Annotated in this window: 24 protein-coding genes and 1 riboswitch; of the genes, 10 read left to right on the top strand and 14 right to left on the bottom strand. The window is 72.2% G+C overall.

Annotated features, from left to right (window positions below; genetic code table 11):
* Positions 1-150: 150 nt before the first annotated feature.
* From LP52_RS01255 to LP52_RS01270, 4 genes are all read right to left on the bottom strand, one after another.
* The gene (locus LP52_RS01255; protein WP_040269959.1) at positions 151-810 is read right to left on the bottom strand and encodes an AIM24 family protein; all 660 of its coding nucleotides are present in this window, start codon (positions 808-810) and stop codon (positions 151-153) included.
* A gap of 156 nt (positions 811-966) precedes the next feature.
* Positions 967-1,776, bottom strand: a complete 810-nt coding sequence (locus LP52_RS01260) for a DUF3027 domain-containing protein (protein WP_193789926.1) — start codon at positions 1,774-1,776, stop codon at positions 967-969.
* Positions 1,777-1,980: 204 nt separating this feature from the next.
* A complete protein-coding gene (locus tag LP52_RS28645) occupies positions 1,981-2,364 on the bottom strand; it encodes a cold-shock protein (protein WP_040270062.1) in 384 nt (127 codons plus the stop codon).
* Positions 2,365-2,929: 565 nt separating this feature from the next.
* Positions 2,930-3,736, bottom strand: a complete 807-nt coding sequence (locus tag LP52_RS01270) for a hypothetical protein (RefSeq protein ID WP_040269961.1) — start codon at positions 3,734-3,736, stop codon at positions 2,930-2,932.
* A 227-nt stretch (positions 3,737-3,963) separates the two neighbouring features.
* On the opposite strand from LP52_RS01270, the gene LP52_RS01275 reads away from it, so the two are divergent.
* From LP52_RS01275 to LP52_RS01295, 5 genes are all read left to right on the top strand, one after another.
* A complete protein-coding gene (locus tag LP52_RS01275; protein ID WP_040269962.1) occupies positions 3,964-4,314 on the top strand; it encodes a hypothetical protein in 351 nt (116 codons plus the stop codon).
* A 46-nt stretch (positions 4,315-4,360) separates the two neighbouring features.
* Positions 4,361-6,823, top strand: coding sequence for a helicase-associated domain-containing protein (locus LP52_RS01280; protein WP_052809285.1), 2,463 nt, complete (start codon positions 4,361-4,363; stop codon positions 6,821-6,823).
* Positions 6,824-6,981: 158 nt separating this feature from the next.
* A complete protein-coding gene (locus LP52_RS01285; protein ID WP_040269964.1) occupies positions 6,982-7,431 on the top strand; it encodes a CD225/dispanin family protein in 450 nt (149 codons plus the stop codon).
* Between the two features lie 186 nt (positions 7,432-7,617).
* Positions 7,618-8,139 (top strand): hypothetical protein, encoded by a 522-nt coding sequence (locus tag LP52_RS28140; protein ID WP_238580678.1) that lies wholly within the window; start codon positions 7,618-7,620, stop codon positions 8,137-8,139.
* Between the two features lie 234 nt (positions 8,140-8,373).
* Positions 8,374-10,020 carry a DNA repair helicase XPB gene (locus LP52_RS01295; protein ID WP_040269966.1) on the top strand — a complete coding sequence of 549 codons (1,647 nt, stop codon included), beginning with the start codon at positions 8,374-8,376 and terminating at the stop codon, positions 10,018-10,020.
* A 32-nt stretch (positions 10,021-10,052) separates the two neighbouring features.
* Here the strand turns inward: LP52_RS01295 and LP52_RS01300 are convergent, their stop codons facing one another.
* Entirely contained in the window at positions 10,053-10,289 is a 237-nt protein-coding gene (locus tag LP52_RS01300; RefSeq protein WP_040269968.1) for a hypothetical protein, read from the bottom strand.
* Between the two features lie 281 nt (positions 10,290-10,570).
* Between LP52_RS01300 and LP52_RS01305 the strand changes: the two genes are divergently transcribed.
* Complete coding sequence (locus LP52_RS01305) at positions 10,571-11,560, top strand: R2-like ligand-binding oxidase (protein ID WP_040269970.1); 990 nt, start codon at positions 10,571-10,573, stop codon at positions 11,558-11,560.
* Positions 11,561-11,668: 108 nt separating this feature from the next.
* On the opposite strand, the gene LP52_RS01310 is transcribed toward LP52_RS01305, so the two are convergent.
* Both LP52_RS01310 and LP52_RS28830 read right to left on the bottom strand, forming a co-directional pair.
* Positions 11,669-12,262: a phospholipid scramblase-related protein gene (locus LP52_RS01310; RefSeq protein ID WP_040269972.1), complete on the bottom strand. Its 594-nt coding sequence runs from the start codon at positions 12,260-12,262 to the stop codon at positions 11,669-11,671.
* 101 nt (positions 12,263-12,363) lie between these two features.
* Complete coding sequence (locus LP52_RS28830) at positions 12,364-12,549, bottom strand: hypothetical protein (protein WP_338011607.1); 186 nt, start codon at positions 12,547-12,549, stop codon at positions 12,364-12,366.
* 104 nt (positions 12,550-12,653) lie between these two features.
* Between LP52_RS28830 and LP52_RS01315 the strand changes: the two genes are divergently transcribed.
* The gene (locus tag LP52_RS01315; RefSeq protein ID WP_040269974.1) at positions 12,654-13,082 is read left to right on the top strand and encodes an NUDIX hydrolase; all 429 of its coding nucleotides are present in this window, start codon (positions 12,654-12,656) and stop codon (positions 13,080-13,082) included.
* Between the two features lie 14 nt (positions 13,083-13,096).
* On the opposite strand, the gene LP52_RS01320 is transcribed toward LP52_RS01315, so the two are convergent.
* Both LP52_RS01320 and LP52_RS01325 read right to left on the bottom strand, forming a co-directional pair.
* Complete coding sequence (locus LP52_RS01320; RefSeq protein ID WP_238580679.1) at positions 13,097-14,074, bottom strand: MsnO8 family LLM class oxidoreductase; 978 nt, start codon at positions 14,072-14,074, stop codon at positions 13,097-13,099.
* A gap of 165 nt (positions 14,075-14,239) precedes the next feature.
* Complete coding sequence (locus LP52_RS01325) at positions 14,240-14,752, bottom strand: DoxX family protein (RefSeq protein ID WP_084722780.1); 513 nt, start codon at positions 14,750-14,752, stop codon at positions 14,240-14,242.
* A 94-nt stretch (positions 14,753-14,846) separates the two neighbouring features.
* Here LP52_RS01325 and LP52_RS01330 point away from each other — a divergent pair, with 94 nt between their 5' ends.
* On the top strand, positions 14,847-15,779 hold the full coding sequence (locus LP52_RS01330; RefSeq protein WP_040269978.1) for a LysR family transcriptional regulator: 933 nt from the start codon (positions 14,847-14,849) through the stop codon (positions 15,777-15,779).
* A 331-nt stretch (positions 15,780-16,110) separates the two neighbouring features.
* On the opposite strand, the gene LP52_RS01335 is transcribed toward LP52_RS01330, so the two are convergent.
* Positions 16,111-16,962 carry a helix-turn-helix domain-containing protein gene (locus tag LP52_RS01335; protein ID WP_040269980.1) on the bottom strand — a complete coding sequence of 284 codons (852 nt, stop codon included), beginning with the start codon at positions 16,960-16,962 and terminating at the stop codon, positions 16,111-16,113.
* A 121-nt stretch (positions 16,963-17,083) separates the two neighbouring features.
* Here LP52_RS01335 and LP52_RS01340 point away from each other — a divergent pair, with 121 nt between their 5' ends.
* Together LP52_RS01340 and LP52_RS01345 are read left to right on the top strand one after the other, a co-directional pair.
* Entirely contained in the window at positions 17,084-17,536 is a 453-nt protein-coding gene (locus LP52_RS01340; RefSeq protein WP_202966029.1) for a PPOX class F420-dependent oxidoreductase, read from the top strand.
* 57 nt (positions 17,537-17,593) lie between these two features.
* Positions 17,594-18,616, top strand: coding sequence for an aldo/keto reductase (locus tag LP52_RS01345; protein ID WP_040269984.1), 1,023 nt, complete (start codon positions 17,594-17,596; stop codon positions 18,614-18,616).
* A 32-nt stretch (positions 18,617-18,648) separates the two neighbouring features.
* On the opposite strand, the gene LP52_RS01350 is transcribed toward LP52_RS01345, so the two are convergent.
* The 4 genes from LP52_RS01350 to thrC all read right to left on the bottom strand — a co-directional run bounded on the left by LP52_RS01350 (position 18,649) and on the right by thrC (position 23,296).
* Positions 18,649-19,413 (bottom strand): maleylpyruvate isomerase family mycothiol-dependent enzyme, encoded by a 765-nt coding sequence (locus LP52_RS01350; protein WP_040269987.1) that lies wholly within the window; start codon positions 19,411-19,413, stop codon positions 18,649-18,651.
* Between the two features lie 290 nt (positions 19,414-19,703).
* Positions 19,704-21,335 (bottom strand): chaperonin GroEL, encoded by a 1,632-nt coding sequence (gene groL, locus LP52_RS01355; RefSeq protein ID WP_040269989.1) that lies wholly within the window; start codon positions 21,333-21,335, stop codon positions 19,704-19,706.
* Between the two features lie 342 nt (positions 21,336-21,677).
* Positions 21,678-21,956: a ubiquitin-like small modifier protein 1 gene (locus LP52_RS01360; RefSeq protein ID WP_040269990.1), complete on the bottom strand. Its 279-nt coding sequence runs from the start codon at positions 21,954-21,956 to the stop codon at positions 21,678-21,680.
* A gap of 74 nt (positions 21,957-22,030) precedes the next feature.
* Positions 22,031-23,296, bottom strand: a complete 1,266-nt coding sequence (gene thrC / locus LP52_RS01365; RefSeq protein ID WP_040269991.1) for a threonine synthase — start codon at positions 23,294-23,296, stop codon at positions 22,031-22,033.
* A 12-nt stretch (positions 23,297-23,308) separates the two neighbouring features.
* Positions 23,309-23,451, bottom strand: a riboswitch (SAM riboswitch).
* Positions 23,452-23,674 lie beyond the last annotated feature (223 nt).

Consider the following 23,674-nt stretch of genomic DNA (forward strand, 5'->3'; position numbering starts at 1 on the left):
CTCAGCCGGACAGCGCCGGGGCCGCGCCGGGCCCGGGCGGAGGCGCCGGGCCGCGGATAGCGCATGATCGCGGTCCGTCTACCCGCGGGGAAGAGGACGAAAGCCCCGGAGCGCCGATGGGGCCCCGCCGGGACGGCTCTGTGGTCGGAACTACTGGGAGGGCGCGGGCGGGGCGCCCTCGGAGGCCTGGACGAGCACGAATCCCCGGCCTTCGAATGCGAGCTGGAAGGCTTCGCCGCTGCCGCGCCCGATCAGCGCGCCGGCCTTGGCGGTGCGGCGGACGCCGGTCTTCAGGCTGGAGGCCCAGGCCACGGCGGACTGGGTGTCGACGAAGGTGGGCTGGTCGACGTTGAGCAGCACCGGCGTGCCGTGGCAGGTGACGGCGATGCGCCCGTGGCCGGTGAACACGGTGTTGAACAGGCCTCCGGCGGCCAGCCCGGCACCCTCCACGGCCTTGACATCCCAGTCCAGGCCCGATTCGAAGGCCAGCACGTTCTCGCCGTTGACGGTGAGGGAGTCGCCTTCGAGATCGACGATGTGGACGTCCCAGGCCTCGCGGGCGAAGAACACGTCGCCCCGGCCCGAGACGGTCATCAGCGGCACGCCCTCACCGGTTACGGCTTTCTTGAAGAACTTGCCGATCCCGCCCGAGCCCTTGTAGGCGAAGTCGATCTCGCCCTGGTAGGCCACCATCGACCCTTGGCGCGCGTAGACGTCGCCGTCGAGTCCGACCTTGAGCATCTTGGGATTCTGCAGCGCCATTCCGCCGTGCGGGGACTCCTGGACCTGTTCGAACAGCTGGCTGCGCATGGCGGCCCCTTTCACGTTCCGGTTCAGGCCGGGCTCTACCCGGCCCGGCTGTGCGACGCGACGATTTCGGCGCGGCGGCGGCCGTTCAGCCGCACTACTGGGACGCCGCCGCGCCGCACACGGTTCCGGCCGCGGATACCGGGTCGGCTGTCGGCGTCAGCCGTCGGCGGAGACCAACTCCAGTTCGCTGGTGTCGTCGAAGACGATGTGGTCGTACCCCAGTTCGTCGACGACGGGGCGCAGCGGGGCCTCGGCGGGGGCCGCCCGCTGAGAGGCCTCGGAGTGCGCGCCGCACCCGTGGTCGAGGGAGACGACTCGGCCGTCGTCGGGGGCGTACTCGTTCGCGCAGACACCGAACATCTGGCGGAACTCCCCGGCCAGCGGGGTCAGGAATCCGCAGGTGGCGCACGGGGCCGGCGCCGCGGAGGCGATGGCGCTGCGCGGGCCGGACTCGCCGTCGTACCAGCGCTGGGCGGCGGACTCGCGCCCGGCTTCGGAGAGCACCCGCGGGCGGCCGAGGCCGAGTTCCCAGACCATCTGCCGGTCGAGGCCCTCCTCCTCCAGCTCGTCGTCGGGAACCTGGGCGTAGCCGGGCTTGAGCCGATCGTCGTCGTCGGCGCTGGGCAGCAGGTCGCCCACGCCGAGGTCGCCGGGGCGCAGGCGCTCCTTCCAGGGCACCCACTCCGGCGCCAGCAGCGCGTCGGATCCGGGCAGTAGGACGGCCTCGTTGACCGTCACCTTCTTGGCACGCGCGGCGCGGACCACGGTGACGGCGTAGCGCCACCCCGAGTAAGCGGGGTCGAGGCATGCGAACAGGTGGGTGACGACGCGGTCACCCTCGACATAGGCGGAGAGGTGTTCACCGACCCACTCCGGGCGGCCGATCTCGACGGCCCCGGAGCGGGCGACGTCGACCGCTTCGATGCATGCCTTGTCTGGTGCGGGAGAACGGCGGCTAGGGCTCACATTTCCATTTTCGCTGATAACGGGCACCAACACGACCACGATACCGATCGATAGTCGACCGTTACGCCGGATGGGGCCCGGTCGGGCGCGCACCGCCCGCGAATGTGGCGGGGGTCACGCCGCTCCGTGCGCCCGCCACCGCGTCGGCCTAGGGGGGCAGGCGGAGACCGGCGAGGGCGGTCCGCGCTCCGCGGCGGCCGGCGGTCAGGCCTCCAGGTCGTCGGCGACCTTGCGCAGCACCTGCGCGATCTTGCCGGCCTCGCGGCGCTCGGGATGTTTGCCTCGGCGATAGGTTTCGGACACTCCGTCGAGGAGTTTGATGAGGTCCTCAACGATGACGACCATCTCGTCCGGCCTCTTGCGCTGGGCCTTCACCACCGACGGGGGCGTGTCCAGCAGCTTGACCTGGAGCGCCTGTGCACCCTTGCGCCCTTCGACGACGCCGAACTCGACGCGCTGCCCTGAACGCAGCGACTCCGTTCCGCTGGGCAGCGCCGAGGAATGCACGAAGACCTCACCGCCGTCGTCGCGGGTGAGAAAGCCGAAACCTTTTTCGCTGTCGTACCACTTGACCTTGCCGGTGGGCACGTGTGACCTCACGCTCTCGCCGTCGAAGTTCGTCGAAGGCACAGGGAGCCGCCGTCCGGCGCCTCCCGACCTTCCTCGGGGCCCTTTCAGGCTAGTGCTCTGCTTCGCCGCCCGTCGCCCTCCACCGCTCCCGCAGAGGAGAGCTTCGCATCGTCACTTTTCCCAGTAACCCGGCGGCTTACCGCACGAAAGGCCGAAACGCCCGTTTCGAGTGCAGAGCGGCCGACCGTAACCGGCCAGTACGCACCGTCGGCATGGAAGAGGGGCCCGGATGCGGCTCTCCGGGCCCCTCTGTCGGAGGCGCTCGCCGATGCCGCTGGTTGCGGAGTTGTGGGACGGGACCCGGCGGCACCGGATACACACCACCGACCTGTGACGGCGCAATGCCGCTCAGTGTCCCTCGGCCGCACGCGACCGAGTTCGGACACACCTGCATTTTCACCCGCCGCTCCGATCTCGACGCGCCGGAAAACGCAGGTCAACGCGGAAATTCCGGAGACTTGGCATGCAGCTGACCCCAGGGGGCCGCCGCTTGCCCGGGATTGGCGCGGCCGGCCGACGGGGATCACAGCCTGGTCAGTCGCAGCGCCAGGAACAGCCCGGTTCCCAGACCGGCCAAGCGCAGGCCCACCACTCCGGTGTCCGTCAGCGACTCCCAGATGATCTGGTCGACGTGGATGTGCTCGACACCGCTCTCCCACAGCGCCATGCCCACGAGCGTGGCCAGGATCGGCGCACCGAGGCCGATCGCCTTGTCCAGCCCCGTCCACACCCGGCTCAGCGCGACGACCGCCGCGCCGATCAGCCAGGCCCCGGCCAGCACGCCGAACGCGCCCGCGGCCAGGTAGAGCCCGACGCCGAGGGCCTCACCGGGGTGTCGCCGCAGCGCCGCCGGAAGGGCGGACAGCGTGTCGCCGCGCGGAGACCGCCCTGCGGCGCCGGCGGCCGGACGGCTGCGCGTGCGAGCGCCGCCGTTGGAGCCGGAGCGCCAGGGCGGAGGTTCGCGAACCGGGCGGTTGTCCGGGGTGGAGACGACGCGCTCGCGCTCTTCGGCGGCGCCCTGCGCGGTCCCGTCCTCGGTATCGCCTGACGCGAGAGGGGCGACGTCGGGGTCGGGGTCGACTCCGTCGGATCTGTCGTTGATTTCGGCTGCGAGTTCGTGAGCCACCAGGTCGGCCGGACGCCCGAAACCACGCAGGATTCGGCGCACGTCTTCGGGGGTCTCCGCGCCTCCCGTGGCGCATGCGCGCTCGACCCGCGAGCGCACGTCGGCGAGGTAGGCGGCGCGGCGCCGGGCGGGCACGGCCCCGTACGCGGCGTCGGCGACTCGCGACAGGTAGTGCAGTACCAGCTGGGCGGCCTGCTCGGTCATAACACCAATACTGCCGCAAGATCACCGGCAGCCCCACGGGATTTCAGCTGCCACCGACCGGGCGCGCTGAATTGCGGACCACAGGGAAATCCGAAAACCGCTACCGAAAGTGCCGACGTTATCACTCTTCGGCATGTATGAATGAGGGCACCCCGGTGTTCCCCGCACTACACGACCGGTGCCGAGCGACATCCGACCGGCTACCCGACCGAAATACAGGAGGCAGCATGCCCACCCGCATTCTCGCCCTGGCCGGCGCCGCCTTGGCCGCGGCCGCCCTCGCCTCGCCCGCCCCCGCCGCCGCGCAGCCGACCGCCACGGCCCCCGGCGCGGACGCCGGCCGACTGGAGGTCTACGCCGCCCCCGGCGTCGGCTACCACGAGATGCGCGTCGCCGACGGCTGCCACACCTACGAGCGCAGCCGCTCGATCACCTTCGCCGACGCCGAGCCCATCGCCACCTACCACTTCTACTCCGGTCCCGACTGCACCGGCCACGTGGTCGGCGCCGGGCGTGACGACAGCCAGTGGATGCCCGCGCTCGACGGCGTCGAGTCCGTGCGTATCGACTTCGATTGACAGCGGCCCCCGGGTCGGGGACCGCCATCGCATAGCGTTGAAAGCGATGATCGACGACGCGGATGCGGGGCGCGACACGGGCGGGCGTCCTCCCACTTTCACCGCATGGCTGCGGAACAGGACCGACGCGCAACTCGCTGCGCTCTTCGCGCTGCGGCCCGACCTGGTCACCCCCGTCCCCGCCGACATCGCCGCCCTGGCCTCGCGCGCCACAGCGCGCCCTGCGGTCCTGCGTGTGCTGGACCGGCTGGACCGGTTCGGGCTGCAGGTGCTGGAGGGCCTGGTCGCCCTGGGCGACGAGCGCCTCGGCGGTGCCGCCGGGGTCGAACGCGGCCGACTCGCCGCGGCTCTGGGGGCCGGAACCGACAGACTCGACGAAGCGGTCTCGGGCCTGCTGGCCGGCGCGCTGGTGTGGGAGGACGGCCCCCGGCTGCGGCCGGTGAGCATCCTCGGCGACATCCTGCGCACTCCGGCCGGGCTGGGGCAGCCGCTACGGGCCGTGCTGGCCGAGCGCCCCGCCGATGCCCTCGATCGCGTCGCCGGGGCGCTCGGGCTGGGCACCGGCCGCTCCGCCGGCGGCGGCCCGGCCGAGTCCATCGCCGCCGCCCTGGGGGATGCCGCAGGAGTGGACAAGGCGCTCGACCTGGCCGGTCCGGAGGCGCGGCCGGTGCTCGACCGGCTGATGTGGGGTCCGCCGCAGGGCACGGTCCAGGGCGCCTCCGACCGCGGCGGCGCCCTGAGCGCGGCCGCCTCGCCCATCGACCGGCTGCTGTCGCTGGGCCTGCTCGTGCCCACCGCCGCCGACACCGTCGTGCTGCCGCGCGAGATCGCCCTGCATCTGCGCGGCGGTGCGCTGTTCCAGCAGGTGGAGGCCGATCCGCCGCGGCTCACCGGTGCGCAGCCCAGCGCCGGGACCGTGGTCCGTACGGCCGCCGGGCAGGCCTTCACGGCCATGCGCTCGGTCGCCGAGCTGCTGGAGCGCTGGGCCGAGGAACCGCCCGGGGTGCTGCGCAGCGGCGGCCTTGGCGCACGGGACCTGCGGCGCACGGCCCGCGAACTGGACACCGACGAGACGACCGCGGCGCTGTTCGTCGAAACCGCCCGCGCCGCGGGCCTGCTGGCCGCCGACGACGAGGTCGGCGGCGAGTGGCTGCCCACCCCCGAGTTCGATCTGTGGCGGGAGGCCCCGGGCGAGCGCCGGTGGCTGCGGCTGGTCGAGGCGTGGCTGCGCTCGCCTCGCGTGGCTTCCCTCTGCGGCACCAAGGACTCGCGCGGCCGCTCCCGCCCGGTGCTGGGCGAGGGTCTCGACCGGCGCTCGGCGCCGGAGGTGCGTCTGGACGTGCTGGGGGTGCTGGCCGGCGCGCCCGAGGACCTCGCGCCAGACGAGGAGTCGGTGGCGGCCCGGCTCGCCTGGCTGCGCCCGCGCCGTCAGGGCCCGGCCTATGCCGAGCTGGTCTCCGCCGCGCTGAACGAGGCCGCGCTGCTGGGCCTGACCGGACGCGGCGCGCCTGCCCCGCACACCCGCGCCCTGGTCGAAGAGCTGGACGCCGAGGACGTCCCGCTGGCCGAGCGCGACACGACCTCCGCCGGCGAGCGGCTCGCGGCCGAACTGCCCGAACCGCTGGAGACGGTCCTGGTGCAGGGCGACCTCACCGCCGTGGCACCCGGTCCGCTGGTGCCGCAGCTGGCCCGTGAGCTGGCGCTGGCCGCCGACGTGGAGTCGACCGGCGGCGCGACCGTCTACCGCTTCACCGAGTCCTCGATCCGGCGGGCCCTGGACGCCGGGCGCGGGGCCGACGACCTGATCGCGCTGCTTGAACGGCACTCCTCGACCGAGCTGCCCCAGCCGCTGCGCTACCTCGTCAACGACGTCGCGCGCCGGCACGGGCGACTGCGCATCGGCACCGCCTCCTGCTACCTGCGCTGCGACGAGCCGACCGTGCTGGACGAGCTGTCCGGCGACCGGCGCGCGGCCGACCTCCAGCTGTTCCGGCTGGCGCCCACCGTGGTCGCCAGCCGCTCCACGCGGCCGGTGCTCATGGGCCGCCTGGAGGAGCTGGGCTACCACCCGGTGGCCGAGTCCGCCGACGGCACGGTGCAGCTCACCGGCACTGCCGCACGACGCGCGGCGCCCGCCTCCGCCGCCTCGGCCAGTCGCGACCTCGACGAGCCCACGGCCCCGAACGCGCAACTGCGCCTGGCCGCGGTGCGGGCGGTGCGGGCGGGCGACGAAGCCGCCACCACCGCGCGCCGCCCCGTCGACGCCCCCGACGGCGCTCCGCCGCGCTCGCCGACCAACGCGACTCTGACCGCGCTGTCGGAGGCCGCCACCCAGGGCCGACGCGTGTGGATCGGCTACCTCGACCCCGAGGGCCGCGCCAGCAGCCGCATCGTCGAGCCCGCCAGGGTGGAGGGCGGCTTCCTGACCGCCTACGACGCCACCCGCGCCGCCGTCCACCGCTTCGCCGTGCACCGCATCACCGGTATAGCGGATCTGGACGCGTCCTGATGGGGATCGCGGCGCCCGCGGTCCGGGCCACGGACCCGCGCACCGCACTATCGTTCTGCTAGGGCGGCCGCCGCGATCGCGGACGGGCCGGCGGCGGCCCCGACAGCTGTCGGCCCGCGGACCCGGCCGGCGTCGGCCAGAGGAGGATGTCTACCCCCATGAGCAACCAGTCGCTGCCGCCCGGCGCGTCCTCACCGAGCGACGAGCCGCCCCGGAAACGCGATGCCCTCCCCCGCGAGCGCGTCCGGGAGGAGGCCGCGCCGGAGTCGGCGCCCGAACGCGACGGCATCGATCGGGCCGACGGACCGGACCGCGGCGGGCCTGCTCCGCCCCCGGGAGCCAGCAGCCCCACGATGGCGCTGATCCTGCACGCCATGACGTTCGTGTGCTGCTTCAACTGGATCTTCGGGGTGATCGGCATCGTCTTCGCCGTGCGCGCCGGCCACAAGCGCGACCAGGGCAGGTACGTCGAAGCCGAGACACTGACCCGCTACTCGTGGTACTGCCTGGGCGCGGCCGCGGTGATGTTCCTCGTCATGCTCGTGTCGACGCTGTGGCTGTTCACCCAGGCGGGATCGCTGGTCGAAGGCGTGGTTCCCCAGTACTAGGTCGGCGGCCCCGGCGAGGGCGCGGGCCGCGGCCGTCCACAGGGGGCCGCTGGTCCTTGGCGCGGGGCCGACTACCCGCATTAGGCTGGTGAGCAGGAGCGGGCCGCGCCCCGACCGCCCCGCGGGAACCGGCCGGCCGACGGGTAGGGGCGTCCTCGCCGGGCCGAGCACGAAAGGCGCAAGCCGATGAGCGACTTCTGGGCCGACCGGACCGACTCCTTCTGGGACGCCGAGCCGGCCGCTCTCGGCCCCGCCGACCCGCACCGCACACGCCAGGGCGGCCACGCCGCACAGGACCCGTTCGCACCGGCTCCGCCGCCCGTCTCGTGGCACCACGACGGCGGCACGGGCCGGGCGGGTCCCGACGGCCAGGCACCGTCGGGCCCCGGCGCCCAAGCCGCCCCCGGGCCGCGCTTCCCGCCGCCCTCGGAGCCGCCCGCCCGCGTCGGCAGCGCCGTCGCCGCTCTGGTGTGCGCGCTGCTCACGCTGCTGTGCCCGCTGCTGTTCTTCGTCCTGGGCTTTCCGGTCCTGACCCTGCTGATCAACGTGCCCGCCATCGCCTTCGGCATCGTGGCCCTCACCCGCCTGCACGAACCCATGGAGGTCGAGCGCTACATCCGCTACACCTGGGCGTGCATCCTCGTCTACCTGGCGCTGATGGTGGTGATCCTGACCGCGGCGATCATGGTCGTCCTCTCCTTCTACTAGCGCTCCGCCGACCCGCCTCGACCGCCGCGCTCCGGGATCGGGAATGCCGTCCGCGGGCTCCGACGGGCCCGCCGACCCCGTTCCTCCGCAGCTCGGCCGATCCGCACCACCCCTCTTGCGCTGCGCGTAGTGTTGGTCGGTGGCGCCTACGGGCATATCGCCGACCGAACCGGCGTTGCACGCCGTGGCGCGCCCCGGGGCGACCGCCGCCGAGACTCCTGCTGCGAGGTACGTGTGTCCTGCCTGATCGTCCAGTCCGACAAGACTCTGCTGCTCGAGGTCGACCACGAGCTGGCCGACGAGTGCCGCCGCACCATCGCACCGTTCGCCGAGCTGGAGCGCGCGCCCGAGCATGTGCACACCTACCGCGTCACGCCGCTGGCGCTGTGGAACGCGCGCGCGGCCGGCCACGACGCCGAGCAGGTCGTCGACGCGTTCATCACCTACTCGCGCTTTCCCGTCCCGCACTCGCTGCTGGTCGACATCGCCGAGACGATGGACCGCTACGGTCGGCTGCGCCTGCACTCCGACCCCACCCACGGGCTGGTGCTGCACGCGCTGGACACGGCCGTGCTGGAGGAGGTCGTCCGCGCCAAGAAGATCAAGGGCATGCTCGGCGAGCGGATCGACGAGGAGTCCGTCGCCGTCCACCCCAGCGAGCGCGGCAACCTCAAGCAGGCGCTGCTGAAGCTGGGCTGGCCGGCCGAGGACTACGCGGGCTACGTCGACGGCGAGGCGCACGCCATCGAGCTGGCCGAGGAGGACTGGGAGCTGCGCGGCTACCAGCGCGACGCGGCCGAGAACTTCTACTCCGGCGGCTCGGGAGTGGTGGTGCTGCCCTGCGGCGCAGGCAAGACCATCGTCGGCGCGGCGGCGATGTCGATGGCCCGGTCGACCACGCTGATCCTGGTCACCAACACGGTCGCGGTGCACCAGTGGCGGACCGAGCTTCTGCACCGCACCAATCTCACCGAGGACGAGATCGGCGAGTACTCGGGCACCCGCAAGGACATCCGCCCCGTCACCATCGCCACCTACCAGGTCATGGCGGCGCGCAAGAAGGGCGTGCACAGCCATCTGGAGCTGTTCGAGGCCCGCGACTGGGGCCTGATCATCTACGACGAGGTGCACCTGCTGCCCGCCCCGATCTTCCGCATGACCGCCGACCTGCAGGCGCGGCGCCGACTGGGGCTGACCGCCACCCTGGTGCGCGAGGACGGCCGCGAGGGCGACGTGTTCTCCCTGATCGGCCCCAAGCGCTACGACGCACCGTGGAAGCAGATGGAGAACCAGGGCTGGATCGCCCCGGCCGACTGCGTGGAGGTGCGGGTCAACCTCACCGAGTCCGAGCGGCTGGCCTACGCCACGGCCGATCCCGAGGACCGCTACCGCTTCTGCGCCTCCTCGGCGTCCAAGACGGAGGTGGTGCGTGAGCTGGTGCGCCGCCACGAGGGCGAGCAGACGCTGATCATCGGCACCTACATCGACCAGCTCGACGAGCTGGGCGAGTCGCTGGGGGCGCCGGTGATCAAGGGCGACACCCGGGTCAAGGAGCGCGAGCGCCTGTTCGAGGAGTTCCGCTCCGGCGAGCTGCACACACTGGTGGTCTCCAAGGTCGCCAACTTCTCCATCGACCTGCCCGAGGCGGGTGTGGCCATCCAGGTCTCGGGCTCGTTCGGCTCCCGCCAGGAGGAGGCCCAGCGGCTCGGCCGACTGCTGCGCCCCAAGACCGACTCCCGCAGCGCCCGGTTCTACGCGGTGACCGCCCGCGACACCGTCGACCAGGACTTCGCCGCCCACCGGCAGCGCTTCCTCGCCGAGCAGGGCTACGCCTACCGCATCGCCGACGCCGGCGACGTGCTCGCGGGCGACGAGCTCTAGCCGGGACGCGCGTGGCCCTCGGCCGCCCCGTGCTACAAGGGCGGCAGGGCGCCCAGCACGATGGTGAACCCGGCCAGGCACCAGGCGATCAAGGAGTAGCCGAGGGTCTGAGTGCGCAAGGAGGGGTTCCGGCGCAGCGCGGGCGTGGCGAACGCGGCGACCATGAGCACCAGCGCCAGCATGGCCGGAAGCAGCGACGCGATCGCGAACAGCCCTTCCTGTTCGGCGCAGGACGCGTAGCCGGCACTGCCCGGTTCGCCGCAGAACACGTTGTCTCCCGGTACCAAGATGTACGGATGAACATGCGGAGCGCCCGCCGCGCCCCCGAAAACGGCCCCCACCGCCGCTGCGGGCGATCGAGGCGCTGCCGCCGGACGCACTGTACGACCGTATCGCGGTCCGCGGCGGCCGCGCGCCGCGGCAGGGCCGCCGGCGGCGAACCGCTGAGACAGCCCCGCGCGCCCGCGGAGTCGTAACGGCGGGCGACACCTCCTTTACACGGCCGCACTCAGCGTCCAATGATGGGGCAACACTACTCGGAGGTGCCCCCATGACCGATCTCGCCGACTCCGCCGCGCTCGCCTCGCCCCCCGAACAGCGCCAGGGCTTCCACTCGCTGCGCGCCCGCGGCCTCAACTGGGACTCCTTCCCGCTTCGGCTGTTCGCCAAGGGCAACGCCAAGTTCTGGAATCCGGCCGACATCGACATGAGCCGCGACGCCGAGGACTGGGCCGGGCTGCCGGACGAGGCGAAGGCGCGCATCAAGCGGCTGTGCGCGCTGTTCGTCGCCGGCGAGGAGGCGGTCACCGAGGACATCCAGCCGTTCATCCGCGCCATGGCCGCCGAGGGCCGACTGGGCGACGAGATGTACCTGACGCAGTTCGCCTTCGAGGAGGCCAAGCACGTCCAGGTGTTCCGGATGTGGCTGGACGCCGTCGGCATCACCGACGATCTGCACTCCTACGTCGAGAACAATCCCGGCTACCGCGCCCTGTTCTACTCCGAGCTGCCCGCCGCTCTGAACGCGCTCGCCGACGACCCCAGTCCGAGCAACCAGGTGCGCGCCTCGGTCACCTACAACCACGTCGTCGAGGGATCGCTGGCCCTGACCGGTTACCACTCCTGGAACCACCTCTGCACCGCGCGCGGGATCTTCCCCGGAATGCGGGAGATCATCAAGCGCATCGGCGACGACGAGCGCCGGCACATGGCCTGGGGAACCTTCACCTGCCGCCGCCACGTGGCCGCCGACGCCCGCAACTGGGACGTGGTCTCCGAGCGGCTCAACGAACTCCTTCCCCACGTGACCTCGGTCGTCCAGAGCGGCAACGAGCCCGAGCCCAGCGAGGAGGAGAAGCAGTACGCGCTCTCCCAGAAGGAGCTCACCGAATACGCGACCGATCGCGCCCTGCGCCGCCTCGGCGCCATCGAGACCGCCCGCGGCATGCCGGTGGAGCGCATCGACGTCGACGCATCTCCCGAGGAGCTCGAAGAACGCTTCGGCGCCGAAGACCGCGCCCACATGGACAGGATCGCCTAGCTCCGCATACGCCGGCGTTCGCGCCCGCACGGAGGCCCTTGTGCCGCACGGTGGGGGCGCGTTCTCCTACGGGACCGCCACCACCGCCGGCGCGTCCCCTGGCTGCGCTTAGCGCTTGCCTTCCATCAGGACCAGGTCGATGGTGATGCCCGAGGCGATGACCAGGGTCTTGAGGGGGTCGGGGAGGGCGGGATAGCGCGGCCAGACGACGTAGGTGTCGGCGGCGGTGAAGAACTCGCCGACGTCGGGCACGCGCCGGTCGACCCGGGCGATCTCGTGCTCGTAGGCGTCGGTGATCTGGAACTCGAACCCCAGGAGGTTTCCGGAGATCGTGCCCAGGTGCCGCTTCCACGGGTCCAGCAGCCGGAAGCCTGCCTTGAAGAACGTGAAGTCCTGGTCGATGTAGCCGATCGGTCGGCCGTCGGGGTAGGCGACGGTGGTCGTGGCCGTGAACATCGCCCACGACTTCTCGATGTACAGCTGCGGCCGCCGCCAGGCGTCGTTGATCATCACCTTGCGGGCGAACCCGGCGGTGTTGCCCGCGAACAGCCGCAGCGCCTGCATGCCGCCGTCGAGTCCCACCTCGTGCACGTGGGCGATGTGGCGGCCGTGGCCGTCGTAGCAGTGGTATTCGGACTCGTCGACGAAGAAGCGCTTGGGCTGCTTCACGACGATCGGCGCGGTGTTGAACAGATCCTGCACGAACGTTTCAGACGTCCGCGGACACTCGGAGGTTCCCGCCGCTTCGCCCGGTACCGCCGGCCCGCACCCGCGCTGCCGCCGGGGCGCCGGTAAGCCTCGGTCTAGTCGGCGAATGCGTCGCCGACCCTGGATTCGGGGCCGGATACGCCGAGCGCCTTCGGGCCGTAGGAGCCGGTGCCGGCCACGCCCTCGCCGGTGAACCGCAGCGTCCACACGGCACCCTGCCCCTCGTTCTCCCCGGGAGCGCCGACGGCGAGGTCGGCCCGGTCGCAGGATCCCCGATTCAGGCGATTTCAGACGTGACCGCAGGGAGGCTACACCCGGCCCGGGCAAACCGCAGGGTGGAGCGGTGCCGGTCCCTCGCTCGCTGCGGGCGCCCTAGAGTCGGGGCATGGCATCACCACGGACGGAGGCCGCCGACGAACCCGTCGTCGACGCGCTCGCCTGGGTGCACGTCAGCGGCCGGCGGCTGCTGTGCGTGCGCACGCGCGGCCGCAGCCTCTACTACCTGCCCGGCGGCAAACGCGAACCCGGCGAAAGCGACGAGGCCGCCGTGGCCCGGGAGGCCCGCGAGGAGGTGGGTGTGGCCCTGCGGCCGGGCACCTTCGCGCCGTTCACCGTGGTGGACGAGGTCGCCGACGGCTACAGGGAAGGCACGCGCGTGCGCCTGGCCTGCTATACCGCCCAGCACACGGGAGAGCCCGCCGCGGCGGCGGAGATCGCGGATCTGGCCTGGCTCGGCAGCGCCGACCGGGACCGCTGCGCGCCCGCTGTGCGCCGCGTCCTCGACGAGCTGCGCCGGCGCGGCTCGATCGACTGAACGCGGCCGTCGGGTCAGAGCGCCCGTGCCAGGCGGGCATAGGAGTCCAGCATCTCCGCGCGGTCGTAGGTGCTCAGCGTCACGAGGACCTCGTCGGCTCCGGTCCGGTCGACCAGTGCGCCCAGGTCGCCGGCCACCCGGTCCCCGGTGCCGTAGACGTGGCCGCTCAACGCCTCCTCGAACCGGGACCGCTCGCGGTCGCTCATGGTACGGGCGAGGATCTCCTCAGCCGGCCGCAGCGGCGGGAAGACGGCGTGGGTGCGTGCGTAGGCGTACGACCACGCCTCAGGGACGAGCAGCCGGTGCGCGTCCTCGGCCGTACCGGCCACCGCGACGGTCGTCGAGACGACGACGTAGGGGCGCTGGGCCCACGGGGAGGGGCGGAACGCGTCGCGGTAGCGGCGGATCAGCTCTGCCATGCGGTCCTCACCGGCGACCGGGGCGATCACCAGCGGCAGCCCGAGGTCGGCGGCGATCGCGGCTCCTTCGCCGGTGGCCAGCAGGAACGGCGCCGCCGCGCTCCGCTCCCCCGGGACGGCGCGGACACCGGGGTGATCGGACTGCTCGCCGCTGACGAACCCGAGCAGCCGCGCCAACCGGCCGGGGAAGTCGTCGGCGGCCTCCTTGCCGCGGCCCAGGGCCCGCCGGATACCGGAGGTGAAGGCGACGGAGCGCCCCAGCCCCATGTCGATGCGCCCCGGATACAGCGCGTCGAGCACACCGAACTGCTCGGCGACGACCAGCGGCTGGTGGTTGGGCAGCATCACCCCGCCGGTACCGACCCTGATGCGGGAGGTCGCCGCGGCGACGCCCGCGGCCAGCACCGCGGGGGCCGACCCCGCGACGCCGGGCACGCTGTGGTGCTCTGCCACCCAGAAGCGGTGGTAACCCAGTTCCTCGATCCGGCGGGCGAAGTCCACGGTGTCGCGCAGCGCCTCGGCCGGGCTCTGCTCCCCGCGGACGCTGGAGCGGTCCAGGACGGACAGTCGCAACGATGAAGGGCTCACCCCCATGCCAACACCACACGATGTGCGGCATTCCGGGGCCCTTTTCGGCCCGGCACCGGGTGCGGTGCCGGGCCTGCCGCGGATGCGTGGAGGCGCCGGTCAGCGCCCGCACCGGTGTGGACACCCGCCGACGGCGCGGGCGCCGGTGCGCTACCGGTCGGCGGCCGCGCGGTGGTCGGCGGCCGCGCCGTCGTCGGCGGCGCCGCCCGTGCGCACGGCGCGCTCGGCGTCGCCGCCGCCGAGGAGTCCGGCGAGCGCGGCGTCGAGGCTGAACCGTCCCGGGCCGTGCGCCAGGATCAGCAGGCTGACGGCGGCCAGGACCATCACGTACTCGAAGCCGCCGTTCTGCTGCATGAGCCCGCTGCCGGTGTGCACGAACACCCAGGCGCCGATCATGATCACGGTCAGCGCCGCAGCGCCCGCCCGGGTGGCGACGCCCAGGACGAGCAGCGCGCCGCCGACGAGCTCGCCATAGGCCAAGAAGGGACCGCTCAGCTCCGGCAGCGGGATGCCCAGCTCGCGGTTGCTCGACACGACGGCGGCGACGCCCTCGCCGGAGACCTTGTCCCAGCCGTGGGCGATGAACACGGCGCCGACGCAGAGCCGCACCAGCAGGACCACCGCGTCGGTCAGGACGGCGTCCGAGCGGACCAGGTATTTCATCGGTTCTCCTTTGTTGGGGGACTGCCGTCCATTTGAACAGGGCGGCCCGCTCCACGGGAAATACCGATTGCGATGGCCCGGCTACCCTAAAGGTATGCAGGAGTTCGACTTACGGGAATTGCGCTACTTCCTGGCGGCGGCCGAGGAGCTGAATCTCTCCCGCGCGGCCGAGCGCCTGGGTATCTCCCAGCCGCCCCTTTCGCGGGCCATCCGGCGGATGGAGCGGCGCCTGGGTGCGCCGCTGTTCCATCGCCGCCACAACACCATTCGGCTGACTCCCGCGGGCGACACGCTGCGCAGCGAGGCGCACAAGGTGCTGGAGGCCGCCGCCGCGGCTTCGCGGCGCACCCGCAGGGCGGGCGCGGCGGCGCCGGCGCTCACCGTCACCGCGGCGCCGGGCCGCAGCACCGAGTGCTTGCGGCGGATCGCCGAGGCCTACGCGGCCCTGCCGGGGGCGGCGCGCACCGACATCGCGGTCACCGGATACCGCACCCAGGCCGCGGCGCTGCGCAGCGGAGAAGCCGACCTCGCGATGCTCAGCACACCTTTCGACCCGGCAGAGCTGTGCGTTCAACCGCTGTGCGCGGAGGAGCGGGTCGCCGCGGTGCCCGTCGGCCACCGGCTGGCCGGGCGCAGCGGGCTGCGCTGCGCCGACCTCGTCGGAGAGCCCTTCCCGTCCTGGCCCGGCGACACCGAGGCGAGTCGGCGGTACTGGTCGGGCCAAGACCGGTCGGGCTCCGCCGGCGGCACCGGCGCTGCGGTCCAGGGGCCGCTCGTCCACGACCTTTCCCAGCTCATCGAGGTGGTCGGCCTGGGACAGGCGCTCGCCCTGGTGCCGCGCCACGTCGCCCGGGCCAACCCCCGCCCCGATGTCGTGTACATACCGGTGGCCGACGCCAGCCCCTACCGCACGGTCCTCGCCTGGCCGGAAGGCCCGGCCGAGCCGACCGTGGAGCTGTTCGTGCGTACGGCGGCGGACCTCTTCGCCGCCGACCCGCCGCCCACCGCTGTGACCGGAGCGACCTAGCCGCAAGCGGGTTCCGGCGCGACGGGAATGCGACTCCTGTATTCGGACCGGGCGGCCGACGAATGGAGAGGCGCACTCCGAAAGTTGCGGAAACCGCGAACACTGATTACCCGACTCCGAACCGAACCGCATTCCACCACTCGACACTGAACCGGTTCATAACCTGACCTGGGATTTCGAGGCACCGAGCCGATCGCCTACCCCGCTTGCCGAAGCCGGGAATTCACCGGCGCCGCGCCCGTGCCCGGCGCGAGCGGTGATCGTCTACTCGGCGCAGATACCGATCACGGATACACGGGCACCGGAGCGCGTGCCGGATCTCCGCTGCGGCTCAGCCCGGCACCCCCCGCAGGGCACCGGGGCGGCGGCCGGTGAGACTGCTCAGCGCCGCGGAGGCGGCCTCGTCCGCGGGCAGGTAGGCGATCAGGCGCAGGACGTCGGTGTCGGAGAGATCCAGCGTCTCGTAGGACAGCCGCAACTCCCCCGCCTCGGGGTGGGCGAACCGGCGCAGCCCGGTGCGCACCGGAAGTGTCGAGGGCGCCTCCCAGCGCCGGGCGAACTCGGCCCCGCCGGTGATCGACAACTCCTCGGCGAAGTGTGCCACGACGGGGTCGGCGGGCATCGTCGCGAGCCGGAGGTCGGCGACCAGTTCGTCCGCGACCTGTTCCCACTCGGGGAAGGCGGCCGCCGCGCGGGGATCGGTGAACACGAAGCGGACCAGGTTCGGCGGATCGCCGTCGAGCAGGCCGAGCGGAGCGGCTACGCGGTCGAATCCGCCGGTGGTGGCGAGTACATCGCCCACGCGGTCGACCAGCACCGCGGGAGCGGGATCGAGCCGGTCGAGCAGCGCGTGCACCGTGGCCCGCACCGACGGCGCGGACGGCCGCGAGCCGGGACACAGGGAGCCGCCGCCCTCCTTGGTGAGGCGGTGCAGGTGCAGCCGTTCCGCAGCGGACAGGTGCAGAGCGTCGGCGAGTGCGCCGAGCACCTGGGCCGAGGGGCGGCGATCGCGTCCCTGCTCCAACCGGGTCACGTACTCGACGCTGACGCCGGCCAGCGTGGCGACCTCGGAGCGGCGGAGTCCGGGGGTGCGGCGCCTGCCGCCGGCCGGAAGCCCGGCCTGGGCGGGGGCGACCGCCTCACGGCGCGTCCGCAGGAACTCCCCCAGATCATTGTCGCCCATGGCCGCAGTCTATGCCGCCCAGCATGGCCCTGCCGCTACCAGTCTGACTGCGGCCTCCCTCCGGCACCGGGCGGGCGGCCACAGTGGATGGCGCCGCACCGCATCCCCGGCGGCATCGCCGATGGCAGAATCCGGAGCGAAGCCCACGATGAGCCCGTTCACCGATACCGAGATCGACTACCTGACCAGTCAGCCCCTGGGCCGGTTGGCCACGGTGGACACCCGCGGCCGACCACAGGTCAAACCGGTCGGCGTCTTCTACGACCCCGAGAACGCGGGACTGGTCGTGGGAGGAGTCGACATGGCGGCGAGCAAGAAGTTCCGCGACGCCGCGGCCGACCCCGCGGTCGCCGTCGTCGTCGACGACCTGGCCTCCCTGGACCCGTGGAGCCCGCGCGGCATCGAGATCCGCGGGCGCGCCGAGACCCGTACCGAAGGCGGCGAGGAGACGGGGAGGCGCCTGGGCGCCGGCTTCCCGTTCAGCCCCGCGTGGATCCTCATCCGCCCTCGCCGGATCGTCTCCTGGGGCATCGGCGCCGACTCCTTCGAGTCGAGCGCCCGCACCGTCGCATGACCGCACCGCGTTCCACGGCACGACCACCCGGCGGGCGCCGCCGACCGAAAGGACCCCATGCGCTACCGACTGCTCGGCCGGACCGGGCTGCGCGTCTCCGAGCTCTACCTGGGCGCGATGAGCTTCACCGCTGAGGACGGCGGCGAAGGCACCACTCCCGGCGAGGCCCGGAAGATGCTCGACGCCTACTCCGAGGCCGGAGGCAACGTCGTCGACACCGCATCGGCCTACGGTGAGAGCGAGGAGGTCCTCGGCGGCCTGCTGGAGGGCCGCCGCGACCGGTACGTCCTGGCGTCCAAGTACACGATCTCCCGCGACGGCACCGACCCCAACGCCGCCGGCGGCCACCGCAAGAACCTCGTCCTGTCGCTGGAACGCAGCCTGCGGCGGCTGCGCACCGACTACATCGACCTGTACTGGGTGCACGTGCGCGATCGGCACACTCCGGTGGAGGAGACGATGCGGGCCCTCGACGACGCCGTCCGCGCCGGCAAGATCCTGTACGTGGGGATCTCCAACACGCCCGCGTGGGTCGTCAGCCGCGCCAACACACTCGCCGAGTGGCGCGGCTGGACTCCGTTCGCGGGCATCCAGGTGCCCTACAGCCTGCTGCAGCGCGACGTCGAGCGGGAGCTGCTGCCCATGGCCGAGGAGACGGGGCTGAGCGTGGCCGCCTACCAGCCGCTGGCAGGCGGCGTGCTCTCCGGCAAGTACACCCGCCCCGGCGACGCCCCGCCGGGGAGCCGGATCGCCCCGGACTCTGTGACCCCGCGCGACCACGCGACCGCGCAGGCCGTCGTCGAGGTCGCCGCCGAGCTGGGCGCCGCACCCTCGCAGGTGGCCCTCGCCTGGCTCCGTCAGCGTTCCCCCGCGGTCCACCCCGTCGTCGGCGCGCGCGACACCGCCCAGCTTCGACAGAACCTGGGCGCGGTCGACGTGGTACTGCCCGGAGAAGCGCTGGGGCGCCTTTCCGCGGCGGCGGAGTTCTCGCCCGGCTATCCGAACGAGACGATCGAGCAGTCCGAGGCGAGCACCTGGGTGTTCGGAAGCGCCTTCACCGGGGTGGACGGCCGCGGCTGATCCGGGGCAGATGATCCGGCGCGGTCCGCCGGTCAGAGCATGGGTGGCAGTGCGGGCAGGACGGCCGCAGGCTCGTCGACAGGAGTGCCGCCGCGGTGGACGGTGAGGCGGGAACCGTCGGCGCGGCCGGAGAGCCAGGCCAGGAGATCGCTCGCCGACCCCTGCGCGGTCACCGCCGGACCGGCGGCGGCGCCGATGCGGGACTCCTCGCCACTCGCGGTGTCGCGCAGCAGGACGGGCGGCAGCTCCTCGTCGGCGGCGAAGCGTGCGGCCAGCTTCTCCACTTCTTCGGCGACGAAGGGCTGCGGCCACTCGGCCGGCGTGTAGGCGAGACCGAGGTCGACGTGGTGGTACTCCACCTCGGCCAGCCGCATCCACGGGATCCGCGCGGCAGGGAAGACGCGGCCGCTGGGGTGCTTGATCTCGAACGACCACGCCTTTTTGGACATGCCGCGCACAGCCTCGGCCAGACGCTCGGCGCTCGCCTCCACGTCGGCCGCCTGCTCCTCGGGCGGACGGCCGGAACCGGCCTCGATGTCGCGCTCACGGGCCTCGGCGCCGGGGTACATGTCGGCCTGGCGCCCCTCCCGCGCTCCCTCCAGCAGCCGCACGAGCGCGTCGGCGTTGCGGGCGACGTGGGCCAACACGTGGCCGCGCGTCCATCCCGGCAGCAGCGAGGGCTCGCCGATCTGATCGGGACGCATGTTCGAGACGGTGCGCAGCAGGCGGCCGGTGGCATCCTCGGCTGCGCCGAACACCACCGAGTGATCGTCGGGCCGGATACGGGGAACAGTCATCGTGGGCCTCCTGTGCTTGTCCGCGCCGGTCTGCGCACCGTCTCCGCGGCTCGGCCGCTCCCGGCCGCGCCGGGGGACCGCATCAGCGCACCGCGGAGGCGCAAGCGACGCTACCACCGCGGACCCGACCGCAGCGGCGTATCAGGCGCGGTGCGGACATCCGGGCGCCCTGGAGCCCTGCGCACGTCCCCGGACATGCGAATCGGGCGGCCCCCGGCGTGGGGACCGCCCGATCGTCGCAGGTGGGCTGAGTTCGCGTACCGGACTCGCCGACCTCTCAGCGAGAGGTCTTAGAAGTCCATGCCGCCCATGCCGCCGGCGTCGGCACCGGCGCCCTGTGCGTTCTTCTCCGGCTTCTCGGCGATGACCGCCTCGGTGGTCAGGAAGAGGCCGGCGATGGAGCCCGCGTTCTGCAGCGCGGAGCGGGTCACCTTGGTCGGGTCGATGACGCCGTCCTTGAACAGGTCGGTGTACTCGCCCGTGGCGGCGTTCAGGCCGAAGCCCGGCTCCAGGTTGCGCACCTTCTCCGCGACGACCCCGCCCTCAAGGCCGGCGTTGATCGCGATCTGCTTCAGCGGCTCGCCGATGGCGCGGCGGACGATGTCGGCGCCGATGGCCTCGTCGCCCTGCAGGTCCAGCTTCTCGAAGACCGGGACGCCGGCCTGCAGCAGGGCCACACCACCGCCGGGCAGGATGCCCTCCTCGACGGCGGCCTTGGCGTTGCGCACCGCGTCCTCGATGCGGTGCTTGCGCTCCTTGAGCTCCACCTCGGTGGCGGCACCGGCCTTGATGACCGCGACGCCGCCGGCCAGGCGCGCCAGGCGCTCCTGCAGCTTCTCACGGTCGTAGTCGGAGTCGCTGCGCTCCATCTCGTTGCGGATCTCGCTGACCCGGCCGGAGATGGAGGTGGCGTCGCCGGCGCCGTCGACGATGGTGGTCTCGTCCTTGGTGACGACCACCTTGCGGGCACGGCCGAGCATGTCCAGCTCGGTGTTCTCCAGCTTCAGGCCCACCTCTTCGGTGATGACCTGGCCGCCGGTCAGGACGGCGATGTCCTCCAGCTGGGCCTTGCGGCGGTCGCCGAAGCCCGGGGCCTTGACGGCGACGGACTTGAAGTTGCCGCGGATCTTGTTGACGACGAGCGTCTGCAGCGCGCCGCCCTCGAGGTCCTCGGCGATGACCATCAGCGGACGGCCGGCCTGCAGGACCTTCTCGACGACCGGAAGGAACTCGTTGTTGTTGGAGATCTTCTGGTTGGCGATGAGGATGTAGGGGTCCTCAAGCTCCGTCTCCATGCGCTCCAGGTCGGTAGCGAAGTAGGGCGAGACGTAGCCCTTGTCGAAGCGCATGCCCTCGGCGAGCTCCAGCTCCAGCCCGAAGGTCTGCCCCTCCTCGACGGTGATGACGCCTTCCTTGCCGACCTTGTCCATGGCCTCGGCGATGGTGTCGCCGATCTGGGCGTCGCCGGCGGAGATCGAGGCGGTAGAGCCGATCTGCTCCTTGGTCTCGACCTCCTTGGACAGGTTGGCCAGCTCCTCGCTCAGGCGAGTGACGGCGCTGTCGATGCCGCGCTTGAGGCCGATCGGGTTGGCGCCGGCCGCGACGTTGCGCAGGCCCTCGCGCACCATGGCCTGCGCGAGCACGGTGGCGGTGGTCGTGCCGTCACCGGCGACGTCGTCGGTCTTCTTGGCGACCTCCTTGACGAGCTCGGCGCCGATCTTCTCCCAGCTGTCCTCGAGCTCGATCTCCTTGGCGATGGAGACGCCGTCGTTGGTGATCGTGGGGGCGCCCCACTTCTTCTCCAGTACGACGTTGCGGCCCTTCGGACCGAGCGTCACCTTCACCGCGTCTGCGAGCTGGTTCATACCGCGCTCAAGACCGCGGCGGGCCTCTTCATCGAACGCGATCAGTTTGGCTGCCATAGACTTCTTGTCCTCCCGAGACCGGGCTGATACGCGAAGGTACGAGCCGACGCCCGCGACGGACGGCCGCGGCGGTTCCGACAACCCCTCTGCCGGAGGCCGCGACCTCATCAACTCGAACCAGGAGTTAGCACTCCGACTATCAGAGTGCCAGCTGGACCTATTATTAGCACTCCGCCTATGCGAGTGCAAACGCCCTCGCCAAAGTTCGTCGCAGGGCTACCCGCAGGTCAACGACGCCTTACCGGTGGGGATCGGAGCCGTGAAAAAGCGACGCCCGCGTCCGCCGGAGGCACCGGCGGGCGCGGGCGGAGCGTGCGGATGCGAAGGCGCGGTCTGCGCTCAGCAGCCCCCGGCGACGGCGGGGATGATCGAGACCTGCGTGCCCGACGCGGTCGGGGTGTCCAGACCCTGCGCGAAGCGCACGTCCTCGTCACCGACGTAGACGTTGACGAAGCGGCGGATCTTGCCGGAGTCGTCGACGATGCGCGCCCGGATGCCCGGGTACTTGGCTTCCAGGTCGGACAGGACGGCCTGCACGGTGTCGCCTTCGGCGGTGACGTCGGCCTCGTCCTTCGTGTAGGTGCGCAGGATGGTCGGGACTCGGACGCTGACGCTCATGATCTGCGGATACTCCTTGACTCGCTCGCTGGCCGGCGGTTGGCGGGAACGGGGGGCAGGGTCGTGTGCGGGGCCTAGAGCAGCCCCGCCTCCTTGAACACGTCCAGGGAGGGCTTGATGGTCGCGGTGACTCCCGACTCGACGGCGTTGAGGGTCTTCAGTCCGTCGCCGGTGTTGAGGACCACGGTCTCGGCCTCGGGGTCGAGCGTCCCCTCGTCCAGCAGCTTGCGCAGCACGCCGGTGGTCACGCCGCCGGCGGTCTCGGCGAAGACCCCCTCGGTGCGGGCCAGCAGACCGATGGAGTCGACCACCGCGGCGTCGTCGACGTGGGCGACGGCGCCGCCGGTGCGGCGGCAGACGTCGATGACGTAGGGCCCGTCGGCGGGGTTGCCGATGGCAAGCGACTTGGCGATGGTGTCGGGCTTGACGGGCTGGACGACGTCGTGGCCCTGCTCATAGGCGGCGGCGACCGGCGAGCAGCCCGTGGCCTGGGCGCCGAACACCTTGTAGGGGCGGTCCTCGACCAGGCCGAGCCGGATCAGCTCGCGGAAGCCCTTGTCGATCTTGGTGAGCTGGGAGCCCGAGGCGATGGGAACGATGATCTGCTCGGGCAGGCGCCAGCCCAGCTGCTCGGCGATCTCATAGGCCAGCGTCTTGGAGCCCTCGGCGTAGTAGGGGCGCAGGTTGACGTTGACGAAACCCCAGTCCTCGCCGGCGGGGTCCCCGATCAGCTCCGAGCAGAAGCGGTTCACGTCGTCGTAGTTGCCGTCGATGGCCACCACCTGGCCGCCGTAGACGGCCGCCATGACGATCTTGCCCTCTTCCAGGCCAGCCGGGATGAACACGCACGAGCGGAACCCGGCGCGGGCCGAGGCGGCGCCCACCGCGCCGGCCAGGTTGCCGGTGGAGGAGCAGGAGAGCGTGCGGAATCCGAAGGTGCGCGCGGCCTCGACGGCCATGGCCACCACCCGGTCCTTGAAGGAGTGGGTGGGGTTGGCGGAGTCGTCCTTGACGTGCAGCGAGCGCATCCCCAGCTCGGCGGCCAGCCGGTCGGCACCCACCAGCGGCGTCAGACCGGGGTCCATGTTGGGCAGCTCGGCGACGTTGTCGGGCACCGGCAGCAGGCCGGCGTAGCGCCAGATGTTGTTCGGGCCGCGCTCGATCTCCTCGCGGGTGACGGCGCCGAACTCGTAGGCGACCTCGAGCGGGCCGAAACAGAACTCGCAAGCGAAGCGGGGCGCGAGGTCGTAGCGCTCGCCGCATTCCCTGCAGGACAGCGCGGCGGCGGGGCCGAAGGCGCGGGTGGAGGTCGTTTCCGTTTCCGTGGCGGCTATCGCCATGCGAGGCGTCTCCCCTCATCTTCCCTGGCGAACCGATCTGGTTCCAGGCCGGAGTTGGCACCTGCCTCGGCCGCCTCGCAGGATCGCGAGTCGCGCAAACCGAGATGGTTGCCGGGGCTTCGTAGGGCCGGTCCCTCCACCCCTCTGGATGAGCAATATGAAGTTGTGGCGGATCCGCACAAGGGCCCGGGGGGCGCAGCGGATTCCGAACGCAACTCTAACTCACCCTTCGCCGGTTTATCCATGGAGGGTGACGCGGGTAACACGCCTAGGGCCGCCGTACGGGGGTAGCGGTGCCCTTACCTGCGGCACCGCACGGCCGCACCCGCCGGCCCCGCCGCGCCCGCCGACCGGGCCGGGAACCGGCTGGTTTGCGCG

Source organism: Streptomonospora alba (assembly GCF_000826685.1).
In the GTDB taxonomy this organism is placed as follows: domain Bacteria; phylum Actinomycetota; class Actinomycetes; order Streptosporangiales; family Streptosporangiaceae; genus Streptomonospora; species Streptomonospora alba.

Coding starts and splice junctions, on each gene's coding strand:
- LP52_RS01255 (WP_040269959.1), bottom strand. CDS start 810: ATGCGCAGCCAGCTGTTCGAACAGGTCCAGGAGTCCCCGCACGGCGGA.
- LP52_RS01270 (WP_040269961.1), bottom strand. CDS start 3,736: ATGACCGAGCAGGCCGCCCAGCTGGTACTGCACTACCTGTCGCGAGTC.
- LP52_RS01275 (WP_040269962.1), top strand. CDS start 3,964: ATGCCCACCCGCATTCTCGCCCTGGCCGGCGCCGCCTTGGCCGCGGCC.
- LP52_RS01280 (WP_052809285.1), top strand. CDS start 4,361: ATGATCGACGACGCGGATGCGGGGCGCGACACGGGCGGGCGTCCTCCC.
- LP52_RS01285 (WP_040269964.1), top strand. CDS start 6,982: ATGAGCAACCAGTCGCTGCCGCCCGGCGCGTCCTCACCGAGCGACGAG.
- LP52_RS28140 (WP_238580678.1), top strand. CDS start 7,618: ATGAGCGACTTCTGGGCCGACCGGACCGACTCCTTCTGGGACGCCGAG.
- LP52_RS01305 (WP_040269970.1), top strand. CDS start 10,571: ATGACCGATCTCGCCGACTCCGCCGCGCTCGCCTCGCCCCCCGAACAG.
- LP52_RS01315 (WP_040269974.1), top strand. CDS start 12,654: ATGGCATCACCACGGACGGAGGCCGCCGACGAACCCGTCGTCGACGCG.
- LP52_RS01325 (WP_084722780.1), bottom strand. CDS start 14,752: ATGAAATACCTGGTCCGCTCGGACGCCGTCCTGACCGACGCGGTGGTC.
- LP52_RS01330 (WP_040269978.1), top strand. CDS start 14,847: ATGCAGGAGTTCGACTTACGGGAATTGCGCTACTTCCTGGCGGCGGCC.
- LP52_RS01335 (WP_040269980.1), bottom strand. CDS start 16,962: ATGGGCGACAATGATCTGGGGGAGTTCCTGCGGACGCGCCGTGAGGCG.
- LP52_RS01340 (WP_202966029.1), top strand. CDS start 17,084: ATGGCAGAATCCGGAGCGAAGCCCACGATGAGCCCGTTCACCGATACC.
- LP52_RS01345 (WP_040269984.1), top strand. CDS start 17,594: ATGCGCTACCGACTGCTCGGCCGGACCGGGCTGCGCGTCTCCGAGCTC.
- LP52_RS01350 (WP_040269987.1), bottom strand. CDS start 19,413: ATGACTGTTCCCCGTATCCGGCCCGACGATCACTCGGTGGTGTTCGGC.
- groL (WP_040269989.1), bottom strand. CDS start 21,335: ATGGCAGCCAAACTGATCGCGTTCGATGAAGAGGCCCGCCGCGGTCTT.
- LP52_RS01360 (WP_040269990.1), bottom strand. CDS start 21,956: ATGAGCGTCAGCGTCCGAGTCCCGACCATCCTGCGCACCTACACGAAG.
- thrC (WP_040269991.1), bottom strand. CDS start 23,296: ATGGCGATAGCCGCCACGGAAACGGAAACGACCTCCACCCGCGCCTTC.